Source organism: Nocardia jiangxiensis NBRC 101359 (genome assembly GCF_000308615.1).
GTDB classification, from domain to species: domain Bacteria; phylum Actinomycetota; class Actinomycetes; order Mycobacteriales; family Mycobacteriaceae; genus Nocardia; species Nocardia jiangxiensis.
On sequence record NZ_BAGB01000068.1, the window covers coordinates 167,364 to 183,143 of the forward strand.

Here is a 15,780-nt window from a genome sequence, read left to right on the forward strand (position 1 = left end):
ACGCTACCGCGCGCACGTCTCAGGCACTGACCGTGTCCGGCTCGGGGGTATCCCTCTCGACGCCTTCGCTGCGCTGCAACAACTCGCCCAGTCCGGTGCGGGTGGTGACCACGACGATCTGATTGCCTTCGGCGAGTTCGGTATCCGGGGCGGGCTGCCATTCGAGTCCCGCGCCCCCGCTGTGCTGCATGGCGATGACACGGGTGTGTTCGGGCAGGTCCGCGGTGTCCAGCGGCTTGCCGACCAGGTCCGAACCCGCTTGCACCGGAACCTCGGCGACCATCAGGTGGGCCGCGCCGACCGACAGCGTCGCGATCACCCGCCGTTCACTCATCGCCGCCGCGAATCCGTCGGCGGCGAGCTGGAAGACGCTGCGCACCACGGCTTTGCGCAGACTGCGCTGCACCCGGTCGGCGAGATCGTCGTCGGACAGGCGCAGCACCACCTGCAGATCGTCACGATAGGACTGGCCGAGCATGGCGGCCTCGAGATTCACCGCATCACTGCTGGTGGCCAGCACGAGGGCCCGCGCCCGCGAAACACCGGCCGCGCGCAGCGAATCGTCCCAGGTGGCCTGGCCGATGACGACCGGCGCCCCCAGCGCGCGAGCCTGCGCGACACCGCGCGCGTTCTCGTCGTGATCCAACCCGACCACGCGAACACCGAGGTCGCTGAGCTGTTCGAGAACGCGTCGACCGACATTGCCGAGCCCGGCCACGATGACGTGATCGGTGAAGCGGGCCGGATCGGGCGCGCTGACATCGGACAGTTGCGCCCGCAAAACCCCGCCCACCACCAGCGCGGTCACCACCGGCGTCATCGTCAGGCCCAGGAAGGTGATGGCCAGCTGCACCACCTTGAACGTCGTACTCTTCTCCGGCTCGGGTGCGGCCGCCCCCGCCGCATCCAACATCGTCTCGTAAACCGCTGTGCCCCAGCCAGTTCCAACCATGACTAACAGACAGCAGCCGAACGCTATCATCGCGATCAGCCCCAGCAGCAGCCGAATCAGGGCGTGGCGCGCCAGATACCGGATCAGGCTCAGCCAGACTCGCGGCGCACCAGGCGAATACGGCTCCCGGCCGGACAGTGCGAGCACCCGCCCGGTCGCGGGCGCGACGGGTGTCAGCGCGATATCCGATCCGGGCCCCTCCACGAGTCCGCACACCACCCGGTCCGCGGGCGTCTCGGCCGAACTCCCCACATACAGGGTGCGATCGGCCAGCCGCAGATAGTCGAAGGCATTCTCACTGACCGCCGCCGCGATGAACGAGGGCGCGGCCATCTCCGACATGGACAGCACCACACAGTCGGCGAACAACGTCCGAATGCGAAATCCCAAGCCGGTGTTGAACATTCGGATGACCAGCCGGATCCCCGGATTCAGCTCGTTCGCCCGCAGCGCCGCGTGAAAGTTCTCCACATCGGCCTGATCCACCAGCGCCAACGCGCGCGCCTCGGCCACTCCGGCGGCCCGCAACGTCTTCTCGTCGATCCGCGACGCACACTGGATCCGAACCCGCTCCAACCGCTCGAGCTGCGGAATGTAACTCCCCTCGAGGTTCGGCACCACCACCGTCACCGTGGCCCGCGCGAACCGAGTCACCAGCCGCAACGCCAACTGATAAACGAGCGGATTATCCCCGCAGACAACGAAACCCGGCCCCACCGCATGCTCCTGCCCCGAACTCACCAGCCGATGCTAGCGCGCTCGGGGGCATTTCAAGCTCCTACTGCACCTATGATGATTCTGCGTAACACGCGGATGATGTCGTCCAGGCTGGGGCGGGGGTCGGTGCCGCTCCAGGCGTCGACGACGTAGTTGACCGCGCCGATGATCGCCAGGACCCGCATCTCGTAGTCGCCGGTCGGGATTTCTCCGTGTAGCGCAGCGTCTTCCGCGGCGCCGGCCAGCAGGGCGCCCCAGGCGCGGCGCAATTCCAGCCGAAACTTTTCCACCTTCGGGCCCGCGCCGACCACTTCGACCAATGCCACCCGGGCCTTGCGCGGATCGCGGCCGATCGCCTCGATATAGGAACGCACACAGGCGTCGATGACCTCGACCGCGGGACGATCGGCATGAGAGGCCAATGCGGCGGCGACCGCGTCTCGCGATTGCCTGTCGATCTGTTCGTAGAGCTCGAGTAACAGCGATTCGCGGCCGGTGAACTCCTCGTAGAACTGTCGCGAGGAGAGGCCGGCGTCTTTGCAGATCGCACCGACCGAACTATTTCCATACCCGTCTCTGGCGAACACCGTCAATCCGGACTCCAGAAAACGCGCACGTCGTTGTCGCTGCCGGTCTTCTACGGGCTGCCCGGCGTACATTCTGCCCGCATTAGTCTCCTGTGACATTGCGCCAGACAATACAGAAGGGCCCGATCCCCTCGTCATGGATCGGGCCCTTCGTTTTCACCTTCGACCAACCGGGCATTAGCCGAAAGTTGGCTGTATTACCGGCAATACCGATGACCTACCGCACCGGGCCGGTGTCCAACCGTTAGCCAACTCGGAGCATTCCGAGCGGCCCTCGCAATCATAACCGTTTTATAGGATTTTTCTAGAGTTAATTTGAATCGTCTCACTGAACGCGCGCAGGACCGCCCGCCATTCTCCGGAACGTCCGGTACGGCCCCATCCACTCATCGCCCGCAAGCTGACACTCGTTACAACACCCGGCGAACACTCGTGACGGCACAACGAGAAAGGGCCGCGGACGGTGATCCGTCCGCGGCCCCTCGGGCAGCTGTGGTCAGGCGGTGACGGCCTGCTGCTCGCGCTGAAGTTCCAGCGCGATATCGATCAACTGGTCCTCCTGCCCGCCGACGAGCTTGCGCTTACCCGCGCGCACCAGCATCTCCGCCGCGGAGACCCCGTACCGCTCGGCTTGGCGCTCAGCATGTTTGAGGAAGCTCGAGTACACACCCGCGTAGCCCATCATCAGAGCCTGACGATCGAGCAGACATTCCTGCGGCATCGCCGGACGCACCACGTCCTCGGCCGCATCGGCGATCGCGAAGAAGTCGATCCCGGTCTTGATGCCGATCTTGTCGGCCACCCCGATGAACGCCTCGACCGGCGTATTGCCCGCGCCCGCGCCGAACCGCCGTGCGCTCCCGTCGATCTGCTTCGCACCCGCGCGCACCGCGTAGATCGAATTCGCCACGGCCAGATCGAGATTCTCGTGCCCGTGGAAACCGACCTGCGCATCATCACCCAGCTCGGCGACCAGCGCGGAGATGCGATCGGAGACCTGATCCAGCACCAGCGCACCCGCCGAGTCGACGACGTACACGCACTGGCATCCGGCATCGGCCATGATCCGGGCCTGCTTGGCCAGCACCTCCGGCGGCTGCGAATGCGACATCATCAGGAAGCCCACGGTCTCCAGACCCAGATCCCGCGCATAGCCGAAGTGCTGGATGGACACATCCGCCTCGGTGCAGTGCGTGGCGATGCGCACGATCGACGCACCGTTGTCCTGCGAGATCTTGATGTCCTCCTTGACGCCCACACCGGGCAGCATGAGAACCGCGATCTTGGCCTGCTTCGCGGTCTGCGCCGCGATGGTGACCAGTTCCTGCTCGGGGGTCTTGGAGAATCCGTAGTTGAACGAGGATCCGCCCAGGCCGTCGCCGTGCGTCACCTCGATCACCGGAATACCCGAGTTGTCCAGGGCCGCAACGATATCGCGCACCTCGGTCGCAGTGAACTGATGCCGCTTGTGGTGCGATCCGTCCCGCAGCGAGGTATCGGTGACGCGAACGTCCAACTCCTGCGAATAGGGCTGCTTCACGTAATTCATGATGGTGCTCCCTTCTACACCCGGGCCGAGAGGATCTGATCGGCGACGACCTCGCCGACCCGCGTCGCGGCGGCGGTCATGATGTCCAGGTTGCCCGCGTACGGCGGCAGGAAATCACCCGCGCCCTCGACCTCCACGAACACCGAAACCTTCGCCATGCCACCGGAAACCACGCTCGGCTCGTCGAACTGCGGCTCGTTGAGCAACCGGTATCCCGGCACGTACTGCTGAATGTCCGCGACCATCCGATGGATCGATTCCGCGATCGCCGCGGTGTCGGCGTCCTCGGGAATCGCGGCGAAGATGGTGTCGCGCATGATCATCGGCGGCTCGGCCGGGTTCAGGATGATGATCGCCTTACCCCGCTTCGCTCCGCCGATGGTCTCCACGCCCCTGGACGTGGTCTTGGTGAATTCGTCGATGTTCGCGCGAGTTCCGGGCCCGGCCGACACCGAGGACACCGACGCGACGATCTCCGCGTAGGGCACCTCGACCACCCGCGACACGGCCGCGACGATCGGAATCGTCGCCTGCCCGCCGCAGGTGATCATGTTGACGTTCGGGGTATCCAGATTCGCGTCCAGGTTCACCGGCGGCACCACCGCCGGACCGACCGCGGCCGGGGTCAGATCGATCGCGCGGATCCCCGCCTCGGCGTACTTCGGCGCGTACTCCCGGTGCACGTAGGCCGAGGTCGCCTCGAACAGCATGTCCGGCTTCTCCGGCAAGCCCAGCAGCCATTCCGCGCCCTCGTGCGAGGTCTCCAGACCGAGCCCGGCCGCACGCTTCAAACCCTCACTGCCCGGGTCGATTCCGATCATCCAGCGCGGTTCGATCCGGTCCGAACGCAGCAATTTGTACAGCAGATCGGTGCTGATGTTGCCGGACCCGACGATGGCGGCCGAAACCTTCTTCCCGGCGGCATTTCCGTTGTCGCTCACTCGACTCTCCTCAGCTGAAACGCAAACGAACAGAACCGAGTCCGTCGAACTCGGCATGGAAGTCATCGCCCGGACGGGCGTCGATCGCGCGGGTGCACGAACCGGGCAGCACGATGTCACCGGCCTTCAACCGCACGCCGAACGAGGCGACCTTGCGCGCCAGCCACGCCACCGCGATCGTCGGATCGCCCAGTACCGCATCGCTGCGGCCCTCGGCGATCGGTTCACCGTTGCGGGTCAGGCGGGCGTCGATCTTCTTGACGTCCAACGCATCCGGCGCGATCCGCTCGGGTCCGAGCACCCAGCCCGCCGAGGACGCGTTGTCGGCGATGGTGTCGCACAGGGCGATCTTCCAGTCCTTGATCCGGCTGTCGATCAACTCGATCGAGGGCGCGTAGGCGACCGTCGCGGCCAGCACATCGGCCTCGGTGCAGTCCTCGCCGGGCAGATCCGCGCCCAGCACGAATCCGACCTCCACCTCGACTCGCGGATAGAGGTACTTCGAGGTGTCCACGGGTGTGTTCTCGAACACTTCCATCTCGCCGAGCAGATGGCCGTAGTCCGGCTCGTCCACGCCCATCATCTGCTGCATCGCCTCGGACGAGAGCCCGACCTTGTGGCCGACGACCTTCGCACCGCCGTCCAGGCGAGCGCGGATGTTGCGCAACTGGATCTCGTAGGAATCGACCACGTCGATGTCGGGATAGCGCGCGAGGAGCGGGTCGATCGGCACCCGGTCTCGTTCGGCGGCCGCGAGCTCCGCAGCCAGTTCCCTCCGTACCGCGTCGGACAGCACGCTACTTCCTTCCACTGAGGGCCCGGTCCGGTGACTGAGACAGAAACTGAAACGAGTTTTCCTGCGGAAACTTGCCCCAGCAGTACCTTCTGCCTGACCAATATAGACCAAACGTAGGCCGATTCTATAACGTGTTCTACATGACTGATCGGGAATACGACGTGGTGGTGGTCGGCAGCGGCGCCGCCGGTATGACGGCCGCCCTCGCCGCGGCGCACCACGGCCTGCGCGTGGTGCTCATCGAGAAGGCCGCGCACTACGGCGGGAACACCGCGCGCAGCGGAGGCGGTGTGTGGGTCCCGGGCAACAAGGCGTTGCGCGCCTCGGGCCGCCCCGACGATCGCGAGGACGCGCGCACCTACCTGCACGCGATCATCGGCGACGGCGCACCCGCCGAGCGGATCGACACCTACATCGACCGCGGCGCGGAGGCGTTCGACTTCGTGCTTGACCACACGCCGCTGAAGATGCGGTGGGTGCCGAACTACTCCGACTACTACCCGGAGGCCCCCGGCGGCCGCTCCTCGGGACGTTCCTGTGAACCCAAGCCGTTCAACGCCAAGATCCTCGGCGAGGAGCGGTTCAACCTGGAACCGCCGTATGCGAAGGCCCCGCTGAACGTCGTGGTCACCCAGGCCGACTTCGTCAAACTGAACCTGATCAGGCGTCATCCGCGCGGCATCGTGACCGCGATGCGCGTCGGCGCGCGCACCTACCTGGCCAAGTGGACCGGTAAGCATCTGCTCGGCATGGGCCAGGCGCTGATCGCCGCCATGCGCAAGGGCCTGATGGACGCGAATGTGCCGGTGCTGCTGAACACCCCGATGACCGGACTGGTCGTCGAGGACGGGCGCGTGGTCGGCGTCGAAGCAAGGGTGGGCGTGGGGGCAGACGGCACAGCCGAGCCCGTCACCTTCCGCGCGCGATACGGCGTCGTCCTCGGCTCCGGCGGCTTCGAGCACAACGCGGAAATGCGGCACAAATACCAGCGTGAGCCCATCGGCACCGAATGGACAACCGGTGCCGCCGGAAATACCGGTGACGGGATCGTCGCGGGTATGGCCGCGGGCGCGAATATCGACGTCATGGAGGATTCGTGGTGGGGGCCGACCCTTTTCAAGGGCGGTAAACCGTGGTTCGCGCTCGCGGAACGGAATCTGCCGGGCAGCATCATGGTCGACGCGGCGGGTGAGCGATTCGGTAACGAGTCCGCTCCTTACGTCGAGGCCGTGCACACCATGTACGGCGGCAAATACGGGCAGGGCGAGGGTCCGGGCGAGCACGTGCCCGCATGGCTGGTGTTCGACCAGCGCTACCGGAACCGCTACATTTTCGCGGGTCTGCAGCCTGGCCAGCGGATTCCGTCCCGCTGGATGGAAAACGATCTGATCGTGAAGGCCGACACCCTCGCGGAACTGGCCACGAAGATCGGCGTTCCCGAACAGGCGCTCGCGGAGACCGTCGCGCGGTTCAACTCCTTCGCCGAGAAGGGGAAGGACGAGGACTTCGGCCGCGGCGACAGCGCGTACGACCGCTACTACGGCGACCCGACCGTCAAGCCGAACCCGAGCCTGGCCGGGCTGGTGCAGGGCCCGTTCTACGCGGCCAAGATGGTCCCGGGCGACCTGGGCACCAAGGGCGGGCTGGTCACCGACACCGCCGGCCGGGTGTTGCGGGAGGACGAGACCGTCATCGACGGCCTGTACGCCTCGGGCAACTGCTCGGCGCCGGTGATGGGACACACCTACGCCGGTCCGGGCGCGACCATCGGCCCCGCGATCACCTTCGGCTACCTCGCGATCAAGGACATCACCGATCGAGTGAAGCCCGCGGCCGAGACCGCTCACCGGTAGCGCGGTCGACAACGCGACCACGATCAGCTAGGAGAACTACATGCCGATTGATCCGAAAGTTGCCCTGGGAGCGGCACTCGCGCCGCAGGAGTTCGCGTGGACGCCCTCGGATGTGCAGCTCTACCACCTGGGCCTGAGCGCAGGCGCGCGCTGGACCGATCCGGGCGAGCTGCGCTATCTGGACGACCGCGCCCCGCAAGTGCTGCCGACGTTCGCGACGGTCGCACCGACCATGCGGGTCACCGAACCACCGCGGGTGAGTTTCCCGGGCGTGGAGATCGACCTGGCCAAGGTGGTGCACGCCAGCCAGGAGGTCGTGCTGCACCGGCCGATCCCGGCCGAGGGCAAGGCCTCCAGCACCGGGCACATCACCGAGGTGTGGGACAAGGGTTCCGCGGCGGTGGTCGCGCACGAGACCGTCGTCACCGGTTCGGACGGCGAATTGTTGTGGACGGCCAAGTCATCGATCTTCGCCAAGGGCGAGGGCGGCTTCGGCGGCGAACGCGGGCCCAGCAGCAAGATCGAATTGCCGGACCGGGCACCGGATTTCAATGTGACCACTCCCACACTGCCGCAGCAGGCGCTGCTCTACCGCATGTGCGGTGATCGCAACCCGCTGCATTCGGATCCCGAATTCGCCCGCGCCGCAGGGTTTCCCAATCCGATCCTGCACGGACTGTGCACCTACGGCCTGGTCTGCAAGACCGCCGCGGACGTCGTGCTGGATTCCGACACCAGCCGAATCACCGGATTCCGCGCACGTTTCGCCGGTGTGCTCTATCCCGGGGAAACAATTCGGTCCCGAATGTGGTTGGAAAGCAATGAGCTCGTCATCGCGGCCACGGTGGTGGACCGTGAAGAGGCTCCGGTTCTCAGCGACGTCCGCCTGACGTTCACGTCCTAGAACACCCCGACCCCGCCGTCCCGGCGCCGGAGGAGGCACGCAGCGGTCCCTCATCCCGCTGCACCCTTCGTCCCGCCGGGGCGGCGGACTCCATTTCCGGACCGTTCACCGCCGCCCGGCCCCGGTGACGGACTCCGGATCGATCAACGACCCGAGAGCGCGGTCGCCGATCACCAGGCGGATCGGCGAGGATGCGTACACCAGCGACTCTTACACTCGGACAAGAACTTTGGTGGCGCGACGGTCGGCCATCAGCCGATATCCCCGCGCGGCGTCGGTCAGGGGAACCGTCGACTCGAAGATCGGGGACGGGTCGAGCCGACCGGCGAGGACCTCCGCGAGGAGTTCGGGGAGGTAACGGCGCGCAGGGCCGGTGGCCATGACGTCGGCGAGGGTCAGCACAGCCGGAATCCGCTCATCGGTCACGTCCACCGGGACCGGCACCAGCGTCCCGTCGGCGAACGGCACCCGCACGGCCTCGGCTTGGGCGCCACCGGCCGCGACCGCCCACATCCCACCCGCACGGCAGGACGTCGGCACCCCGCGAACACACTGCACGCACACGCCATCGGCGAACATGAACGGGGCGACCACGACCGCACCGCGCCGCAGCGTCACCACATCGGCGCCGAGATCCTCGACCACGCCGACGAATTCGTGCCCGCACGCGGGTCCGGCCACCGGCCCCGGCCGCCCGGCGAACGCGCGAATATCCGTCCCGCAGACCCCGGCCGCGATCACTCGCACGACCGCATCGGTCGAATCGCGCACCCCCGCATCGTCCACCTCCCCGACGACGATCTCACCGGGCGCGTTCAGCAGTACCGCTCTCATTCACTTTCCTCATCTCGTACCCGACGACACCATCGGCGTCGCAGCACCTTTGCGCCGCGACGCAACATCGGCCGCGGCGGCGAGTACGGCGACCTCCTCGGCCCAGTTCCGCGCCAGCTCAGCGGCCTCGGCCACGCCGGTATCGGTCAGCACGGACAGGGTCGCCGTGGACCCGTAGCGGGCGAGAATGATGAAACATCCGTGCCCCGGCGGCAGCCAGGGCAGCGCGAACAGGTCTTCGACGGGACGTTCCAGGACGGTCAACGCGGGGGCGGACCGGAACACCGAGGCGGTCAGCGCGACGTTGCGCCGATCGCCGAGCCGCCGCAGGGCGGGACCGCTCCACCGGACCGGCACCTGATCGATCAGAGCCCGCGCACCGCTGCGCGCCGAGGACATCCGACGTTGCGACATCCGTTGCGCCACAAGGTGAAGCCGCCGACCCGGATCCGCGGTGGCGGTGGGCAGCGCGATGCGGACCAGTCCGAGATGAACGCCGCTGCGATCGTGCTCGTCCGGACGCCGGGTGTCGACCGGGACGCACACCGGCACATCCGCACCGACCGCCGTCCACCGCCGCACCGCACCCGCCAGGGCCGCCAGATGCACCTGCCCGACGCTGACCCCCGCACCGTCCGCGATCGCCCGCAACTCGGCCACCGGCACCGCGGCGGTATCGATCCGGCGCTGTCCGGTGAGCTCGCCGAACATCGTCAGCTCCGGCGCGGAACGCAAGGTGCGCAACACATTCGGCACCACCCGTGCCGCCGGCAGCGCACTGCCCGCCGACTGCTCGACCGTTTAGGCCGCGCGTCCGGCGAACAACACCTCGAGCGCCCGCATCACCGCCGTCCCGTCGAGTACGCCGTGATGCACCGCGAAAGCCAGCCCCCACTGCGCACCCTCACCGGGTAGCAACCACATCCGCCACAGCGGATGATCGTGACTCGGCGGATCCGGCATCCACTCGCGAATCGGCGCGACCTCGACCGGCCCCGCCGCCCGCATCCGCACATGGTTCTCGATATCGAACTGCGGGTCCGGTTCCCAGCCGACCTCCGCGGTGAGCCGATGCGTCAGCGCCGGAACCAGTCCGACCCGGCTCAGCACCTGCGCCCGCAGCTCCCCCAGCGACGGAGCCACCCCGCCACAACGCAGCAGAACCCCGAAATACACATCACTCGGGTCCGCGGCCACCTGCTCCATCGCGAGAAAGGTATGCGTCAGCAGATCGGGAGCGGCCGGACGGTGCAACGACATGGACGGGACTGTGGCACGCAGCCACACTCCGCACAATATGCCCGAGGCAAACGACCATCGTCGGCAACAAGACTTCACACGCCCGACACGAATTCCTCACCGCAGTTCAATCAATGGTCGACCGCGAGAAATCCTTCCGCCCTTGCCGATAGCCGATTCCACGACTCCATCGCAACGTCGTCGCCGACGCGATTCCGGGCAGGCACACCCGAGCGTCCGGGGGAGGATTCACTCCGCTGCGGGATTGATCCCGACCAGCATCATCAGGGTGTCGGCCAGTTCGGCGACCGCATGCTGCTGTGCCTTGCCGGTCAGGTCGGCGCACCACAGCGGCGCCTGGCTCATGGCCGCGTGCATGCACTGCAGGACGGTGTCGACGCCGGTGACGGTGAATTCCCCCGACTCGACTCCGGCCTCCACCAGCCCCCGGAACAGCTGATCGTGCCGTTGCCGCAGGTCCTTGATGCGTTCGCGCTGGGCGTCCGGCCATTCGCGGGGCATCAGAAACAGGCGCAGGGCGGCCGGATAATCGCGCACGGCGATGGTGACGTGTTCGTGGATCAGCGCGCGCAGTTGCGTTGTGGGCGTGCCCTCGGTGGCGACCAGATGCTCCTCGAGCCGTGCGGTCCACTCGTTGCCGAGCGTCTCGATCGCGGCGGTACCGAGCTCGTCCTTACTCGAAAAGTAGTAGTACAGCGAGCCTTTGGTGACATCGAGACGTTCGGCGACGTCCTCGAGGCTCACCGCGTCGTACCCGCGCTCGCCGAACAGCTCCGCGGCCGCGGCGAGGATCTCCTGGATCCGGCGGCCGCGTTTGCGCTGCACCCGGCCGGACGCCGGGCTCGCCTGCGCGGTCGGTGAAGACGTCATCAGGTTCTCCCCTCTCTCGTAGCTCTCCCGCGGACTCGACCCGAGAGTACCGGTTTGACTGTCAATTCAATTATTGACTCTAAAGTCAAAATTTGCCACGATGGTCAAACAACGAGAGGAGCGGGAGATGAGCACGTACGAGGACATCCGCTACGAGACCGAGGGTCCAGCGGCGATCATCACGATCAACCGGCCCGAGCGATACAACGCGTTCCGCGGTAAGACGGTCGAGGAGCTGATCCGGGCCTTCCGCACCGCGTGGACGGATCGGCAGGTGCAGGCGGTCATCCTGACCGGCGCGGGCGAGAAGGCGTTCTGCACCGGCGGCGACGTCAAACAGCGCGCGGAGACCGGCGACTACGGCCCGACCGAGAGCGGCATGTTCGAGATCGGCAACCTGCACAAGCTCATTCGCGATATCCCCAAGCCGGTGATCGCCGCGGTGAATGGCATCGCCGTGGGCGGCGGGCACGTGCTGCACGTGTTGTGCGACGTCTCCATCGCCAGTGAGACCGCCCGCTTCGGCCAGGCCGGTCCCAAGGTCGGCTCATTCGACGCCGGATTCGGCTCGGCCTATCTCGCCCGCGTCGTCGGCGAGAAGCGCGCCCGCGAGATCTGGTTCTGGTGCCGGCAGTACAGCGCCGTCGAGGCCGAGCGCATGGGCCTGGTCAACGCCGTCGTCCCGGCCGACCAGCTACGCGAGACCGCGCTGGCCTGGGCGAACGAGGTGGCCGAGAAGAGTCCGACCGCGATCCGCTTCCTCAAGCAGTCGTTCAACGCCGACACCGACCACCAGGCGGGCCTGTCCAATCTGGCCATGTCGGCACTGGATCTGTTCACCGCATCACCCGAGGGACTCGAGGGCGCGGCGGCGTTCGCCGAGAAGCGCAAGCCCGATTTCAACTCGCACGTCGACTGGCACTACTGATCATGGACTTCACATTCGACGACGGGGTCGAGGCGTACCGGCAGGAGTTGCGGCGCTTCGCGACCAAGGTTCTGGCCCCGCACTATCAGGCCGACGACAAGGCGGCGAAACTGCGCCCGGAACTGGTCGCCGACATGGCCCGCATGGGGCTGACCGGATTGCGCATCCCGGAGCGGCACGGCGGGCAGGATGCCAGCGCGGTGATCGCCGGCATGGCCGCGGAGGAAGTCGCGCGCGGTGATTTCAACGCCACCTACCTGATCATCGTCAACGCGCTGGTCAGCGACATCCTCACCCGCAACACCACCGAGGAGCAGCAGGCGGCCTGGCTGCCGGACATCGCGTCGGGCGCGATCGTGCCCGCGTTCTGCATCACCGAACCCGGACACGGCACCGACGCGGCCGCACTGGAAACCAAGGCCGAACCCGACGGCGACGGCTGGCGGATCACCGGCGAGAAGACCTCGATCACGCTCGGGATGTCCGCGCATCGCGCGCTGGTGCTGGCCCGCACAGGTGGGCCCGGGGCGCGCGGAGTCAGCGCGTTCTGGGTGGATCTCGATGATCAATACGTCTCGCGAGCGGCGTTCGACGATCTGGGCAGTCGCGCGATCGGCAGGGCCACACTGCATTTCGACGGTCTGCCGGTCGGCCGGGACCGGCTGGTGGGCGAGCCGGGAGCCGGATTCGTCTCGGTGATGCAGGGTTTCGACTACTCTCGCGCGGTCATCGGCCTGGCTTGTCTCGGCACAGCACAGGTTTCCCTCGACGAGGCGTTGCAGTGGGCTCGCGATCGCACGGCCTTCGGCAATCCGATCGGCACCTTCCAGGGGGTGTCCTTCCCGCTCGCGGAGTACGCCACCTATCTGCGCGGGGCGCGGCACGTCTGCTACGAGGCGTTGTGGCGCAAGGACAACGGGATCGAGCACAGCACCGAGGCCGCGATGGCCAAGTTCTGGGCCCCCAAACTGGCCGCGGAGGTCATCCACCAGTGCCTGCTGACGTTCGGGCATCTGGGCTACTCCAGTGAGAGTCCGGTCGGTCAGCGGATGCGCGACGTCATCGGACTCGAGATCGGCGACGGCACCGCGCAGGTCTCCAAGCTCGTCATCGCCCGAAATCTGCTGGGCCGCAGCTTCGCTCCCTAACCACCGAGAAAGGAAGTCCGCCATGGGCACACTCGAGGACAAGATCGCCATCGTGACCGGCGCCGGACAGGGCATCGGCCGCGGTATCGCCGAGAAGCTCTACGCCGAGGGCGCGACGGTGGTCATCGCCGACATCAATGAGAACAGCGCGAAAGGCACTGCCGCCGAACTGGGTTCGCGCGCCGTGGGCCTGCATGCGGACGTGACCGCGCCCGAATCGGTCCAGGCGATGGTCGAGCAGGTCCGTCAGCAGTTCGGCCGCATCGACGTGCTGGTCAACAACGCGGGCTGGGACAAGGCCGCCCCCTTCGTCGACTCCGATCGCGCCGACTGGGATCGGGTGATCCAGATCAACCTGTACGGCGTGCTGAACACCTGCAAGGCCGTACTGCCGATCATGGCCGAACAGAAGTCCGGCACCGTGGTCAACGTCGCCTCGGACGCCGGACGGGTCGGCTCCTCGGGTGAGGCCGTCTACTCCGCGGCCAAGGGCGGTGTCATCTCGTTCACCAAATCCGTTGCGCGCGAGATGGCCCGGTATCAGGTCAACGCCAACGCGGTGTGCCCCGGCCCGACCGACACCGCCCTTTTCGCCTCGATCGGCGGCGACGATCCGCGCCTGCGCGAGGCGCTCACCAAGGCGATCCCGTTCCGCCGGCTCGCCCAGCCCAGCGACCTCGCCAACGTGGTCGCCTTCTTCGCCTCCGACGAGGCCGCCTACGTCACCGGCCAGACCGTCAGCGTCAGCGGCGGCCTCACCATGAGCTGAACCGGAGTTCGCCATGCCATTCGCGACGATCCTCACCGCCGAGCAGATCGACCGCTACACCCGTGCGGGTTTCTGGCGAGATCGCGTCATCACCGATTATCTGGACGAGGCCGCCGCCGACGCGCCGGACAAGCTCGCCTTCGTCGATTCGCAGCGTCGAATCACCTACGCACAGTTGCGATCCGAGGTCGATCGCTGTGCGCTGGGACTGCTGGAACTGGGTGTGCGCCCCGGTGACGTGGTGTCCTTCCAACTGCCCAACCGGATCGAATGGATCGTGACGCATTTCGCCGCGACCCGCATCGGCGCGATCAGCAATCCGCTGATCCCGATCTATCGCGAACGCGAGGTCGGCTTCATGGTCGCCATGGCGAAATCGAAGGTGCTGGTCGTTCCGGCGGAGTTCCGCGGGTACGACTATCCGACCATGGTGGAACGCATCCGGCCCGGGCTTCCCGACCTCGAACATGTTCTGGCCGTGGGATCTTCGTGGGACGAGTTCATCAGCACCCCGTGGGAGCAGCGTCGCGATCCGGCCGAACTCACCACGCTGCGGCCCGATCCGAACGAGGTGACGCTGCTGATCTTCACCTCCGGCACCACCGGCGAGCCCAAAGGTGTGATGCACACCCACAATACGGCCGTCGCGGCGAACGATCCGCTGCCCGCGCGACTGGGTATCACCGCCGACACGGTGTTCCACATGGCCTCGACGCTGGCGCACCTGACCGGATTCCTCTACGGCGCGAGACTTCCCGTGCAGAATGCGGCAACCTGTGTGTTGCAGGACATCTGGGATGCCGAACGTTTCACCGAACTCGTCGCCGAGCACCGCATCACCTACACCTCGGGGGCGACGCCGTTCCTGCACGACCTGCTGGCCGCACCGCACCTGGCGGCTCACGACATGTCCTCCCTGCGCCTTTTCTGCTGCATGGGTGCGCCCATTCCGCGGGCGATCGTGCGCGAGGCGCGACGCACCCTGCCGGGCACGGTCGTACTCGGCGGTTGGGGACAGACCGAGGATGCGCTGGTCACGCTGGGTGTGCCGGGTGATCCGGACGAGAAGATCATCGATACCGACGGTTATCCGTGGCCGGGTATGCGAATCCGGATTCTCGGCCCCGACGGGTCGGAAGTACCGCCGGGCGCCGAAGGCCGATTGCAGGTGGCCGGGCCGTTCCTGTTCGTCGGCTATGCCGATCGCGAGCAGCTGACCCGGGAGTGCTTCGACGGCGACTGGTTCGACACCGGAGACCTGGGCAGTGTCGACGCCGAGGGCTACCTGCGCATCGCGGGCCGCACCAAGGACGTGATCATCCGTGGCGGGGAGAACATCCCGGTCGCGTACGTGGAGAACGTGCTGTACGAGCATCCGGACGTCGAGGCCGTCGCCGTCGTCGGGGTGCCCGACCCCCGGCTCCAGGAACGCGCCTGCGCGTGCCTGGTGCTCAAACCCGGTGCGGCCGAGCTGGATTTCGAGGCGCTGCGCACCTTCCTGTCCGGCAAGGGCGTCGCCAAACAGTACTGGCCCGAGCGCTTGGAAATTCTGCCCGAACTGCCCCGCACCGCGAGCGGCAAGATCCAGAAATTCCAGCTGCGCGCACGCATCGGCGACACCGTATGAACGGACACCATGCTCACACCGGCGCTCGCACGAATTCTATTGATC

General features: G+C 66.9%; 15 protein-coding genes. 6 read left to right on the top strand and 9 right to left on the bottom strand.

Annotation, left to right across the window (positions count from 1 at the left end; translation table 11 throughout):
• Nucleotides 1-19 precede the first annotated feature (19 nt).
• The 5 genes from ON40_RS30135 to ON40_RS30155 form a co-directional block, all read right to left on the bottom strand.
• Nucleotides 20-1,693 (bottom strand): NAD-binding protein, encoded by a 1,674-nt coding sequence (locus ON40_RS30135; RefSeq protein ID WP_051193738.1) that lies wholly within the window; start codon nucleotides 1,691-1,693, stop codon nucleotides 20-22.
• 29 nt (nucleotides 1,694-1,722) lie between these two features.
• Nucleotides 1,723-2,355, bottom strand: a complete 633-nt coding sequence (locus ON40_RS30140) for a TetR/AcrR family transcriptional regulator (protein WP_245568055.1) — start codon at nucleotides 2,353-2,355, stop codon at nucleotides 1,723-1,725.
• A gap of 397 nt (nucleotides 2,356-2,752) precedes the next feature.
• Entirely contained in the window at nucleotides 2,753-3,805 is a 1,053-nt protein-coding gene (gene dmpG, locus ON40_RS30145) for a 4-hydroxy-2-oxovalerate aldolase (RefSeq protein ID WP_040828258.1), read from the bottom strand.
• Between the two features lie 14 nt (nucleotides 3,806-3,819).
• Entirely contained in the window at nucleotides 3,820-4,746 is a 927-nt protein-coding gene (locus tag ON40_RS30150) for an acetaldehyde dehydrogenase (acetylating) (protein WP_051193739.1), read from the bottom strand.
• 10 nt (nucleotides 4,747-4,756) lie between these two features.
• Nucleotides 4,757-5,542 carry a 2-keto-4-pentenoate hydratase gene (locus tag ON40_RS30155; RefSeq protein WP_040828259.1) on the bottom strand — a complete coding sequence of 262 codons (786 nt, stop codon included), beginning with the start codon at nucleotides 5,540-5,542 and terminating at the stop codon, nucleotides 4,757-4,759.
• A gap of 140 nt (nucleotides 5,543-5,682) precedes the next feature.
• Here ON40_RS30155 and kstD point away from each other — a divergent pair, with 140 nt between their 5' ends.
• Together kstD and chsH3 are read left to right on the top strand one after the other, a co-directional pair.
• Entirely contained in the window at nucleotides 5,683-7,395 is a 1,713-nt protein-coding gene (kstD, locus tag ON40_RS30160; RefSeq protein WP_083896051.1) for a 3-oxosteroid 1-dehydrogenase, read from the top strand.
• 40 nt (nucleotides 7,396-7,435) lie between these two features.
• On the top strand, nucleotides 7,436-8,299 hold the full coding sequence (gene chsH3, locus ON40_RS30165) for an enoyl-CoA hydratase ChsH3 (RefSeq protein ID WP_040828261.1): 864 nt from the start codon (nucleotides 7,436-7,438) through the stop codon (nucleotides 8,297-8,299).
• A gap of 210 nt (nucleotides 8,300-8,509) precedes the next feature.
• Here the strand turns inward: chsH3 and ON40_RS30170 are convergent, their stop codons facing one another.
• The 4 genes from ON40_RS30170 to ON40_RS30185 all read right to left on the bottom strand — a co-directional run bounded on the left by ON40_RS30170 (nucleotide 8,510) and on the right by ON40_RS30185 (nucleotide 11,263).
• Nucleotides 8,510-9,133 carry an alcohol dehydrogenase catalytic domain-containing protein gene (locus ON40_RS30170; RefSeq protein ID WP_051193740.1) on the bottom strand — a complete coding sequence of 208 codons (624 nt, stop codon included), beginning with the start codon at nucleotides 9,131-9,133 and terminating at the stop codon, nucleotides 8,510-8,512.
• Nucleotides 9,134-9,142: 9 nt separating this feature from the next.
• Nucleotides 9,143-9,880: a WS/DGAT domain-containing protein gene (locus tag ON40_RS30175; protein WP_157186466.1), complete on the bottom strand. Its 738-nt coding sequence runs from the start codon at nucleotides 9,878-9,880 to the stop codon at nucleotides 9,143-9,145.
• 54 nt (nucleotides 9,881-9,934) lie between these two features.
• The gene (locus ON40_RS30180) at nucleotides 9,935-10,393 is read right to left on the bottom strand and encodes a wax ester/triacylglycerol synthase domain-containing protein (protein ID WP_157186467.1); all 459 of its coding nucleotides are present in this window, start codon (nucleotides 10,391-10,393) and stop codon (nucleotides 9,935-9,937) included.
• A gap of 228 nt (nucleotides 10,394-10,621) precedes the next feature.
• Complete coding sequence (locus ON40_RS30185; protein ID WP_040828265.1) at nucleotides 10,622-11,263, bottom strand: TetR/AcrR family transcriptional regulator; 642 nt, start codon at nucleotides 11,261-11,263, stop codon at nucleotides 10,622-10,624.
• Nucleotides 11,264-11,390: 127 nt separating this feature from the next.
• Between ON40_RS30185 and ON40_RS30190 the strand changes: the two genes are divergently transcribed.
• From ON40_RS30190 to ON40_RS30205, 4 genes are read left to right on the top strand one after another with little or no spacing between them, the layout of a single operon-like run.
• Nucleotides 11,391-12,191 carry an enoyl-CoA hydratase-related protein gene (locus ON40_RS30190; RefSeq protein WP_040828472.1) on the top strand — a complete coding sequence of 267 codons (801 nt, stop codon included), beginning with the start codon at nucleotides 11,391-11,393 and terminating at the stop codon, nucleotides 12,189-12,191.
• A gap of 2 nt (nucleotides 12,192-12,193) precedes the next feature.
• Nucleotides 12,194-13,339, top strand: coding sequence for an acyl-CoA dehydrogenase family protein (locus tag ON40_RS30195; protein ID WP_040828266.1), 1,146 nt, complete (start codon nucleotides 12,194-12,196; stop codon nucleotides 13,337-13,339).
• Nucleotides 13,340-13,361: 22 nt separating this feature from the next.
• Nucleotides 13,362-14,108 (top strand): SDR family NAD(P)-dependent oxidoreductase, encoded by a 747-nt coding sequence (locus ON40_RS30200; protein ID WP_040828267.1) that lies wholly within the window; start codon nucleotides 13,362-13,364, stop codon nucleotides 14,106-14,108.
• A 13-nt stretch (nucleotides 14,109-14,121) separates the two neighbouring features.
• A complete protein-coding gene (locus ON40_RS30205; RefSeq protein ID WP_040828268.1) occupies nucleotides 14,122-15,735 on the top strand; it encodes an AMP-binding protein in 1,614 nt (537 codons plus the stop codon).
• The last annotated feature ends 45 nt before the right edge of the window (nucleotides 15,736-15,780 follow it).

Bases quoted from the DNA above. Each gene is read 5' to 3' on its own strand.
- ON40_RS30185 (WP_040828265.1), bottom strand. From the start codon at position 11,263: ATGACGTCTTCACCGACCGCGCAGGCGAGCCCGGCGTCCGGCCGGGTG.
- ON40_RS30170 (WP_051193740.1), bottom strand. From the start codon at position 9,133: ATGAGAGCGGTACTGCTGAACGCGCCCGGTGAGATCGTCGTCGGGGAG.
- ON40_RS30205 (WP_040828268.1), top strand. From the start codon at position 14,122: ATGCCATTCGCGACGATCCTCACCGCCGAGCAGATCGACCGCTACACC.
- ON40_RS30140 (WP_245568055.1), bottom strand. From the start codon at position 2,355: ATGTCACAGGAGACTAATGCGGGCAGAATGTACGCCGGGCAGCCCGTA.
- dmpG (WP_040828258.1), bottom strand. From the start codon at position 3,805: ATGAATTACGTGAAGCAGCCCTATTCGCAGGAGTTGGACGTTCGCGTC.
- kstD (WP_083896051.1), top strand. From the start codon at position 5,683: ATGACTGATCGGGAATACGACGTGGTGGTGGTCGGCAGCGGCGCCGCC.
- ON40_RS30195 (WP_040828266.1), top strand. From the start codon at position 12,194: ATGGACTTCACATTCGACGACGGGGTCGAGGCGTACCGGCAGGAGTTG.
- ON40_RS30190 (WP_040828472.1), top strand. From the start codon at position 11,391: ATGAGCACGTACGAGGACATCCGCTACGAGACCGAGGGTCCAGCGGCG.
- ON40_RS30200 (WP_040828267.1), top strand. From the start codon at position 13,362: ATGGGCACACTCGAGGACAAGATCGCCATCGTGACCGGCGCCGGACAG.
- chsH3 (WP_040828261.1), top strand. From the start codon at position 7,436: ATGCCGATTGATCCGAAAGTTGCCCTGGGAGCGGCACTCGCGCCGCAG.
- ON40_RS30180 (WP_157186467.1), bottom strand. From the start codon at position 10,393: ATGTCGTTGCACCGTCCGGCCGCTCCCGATCTGCTGACGCATACCTTT.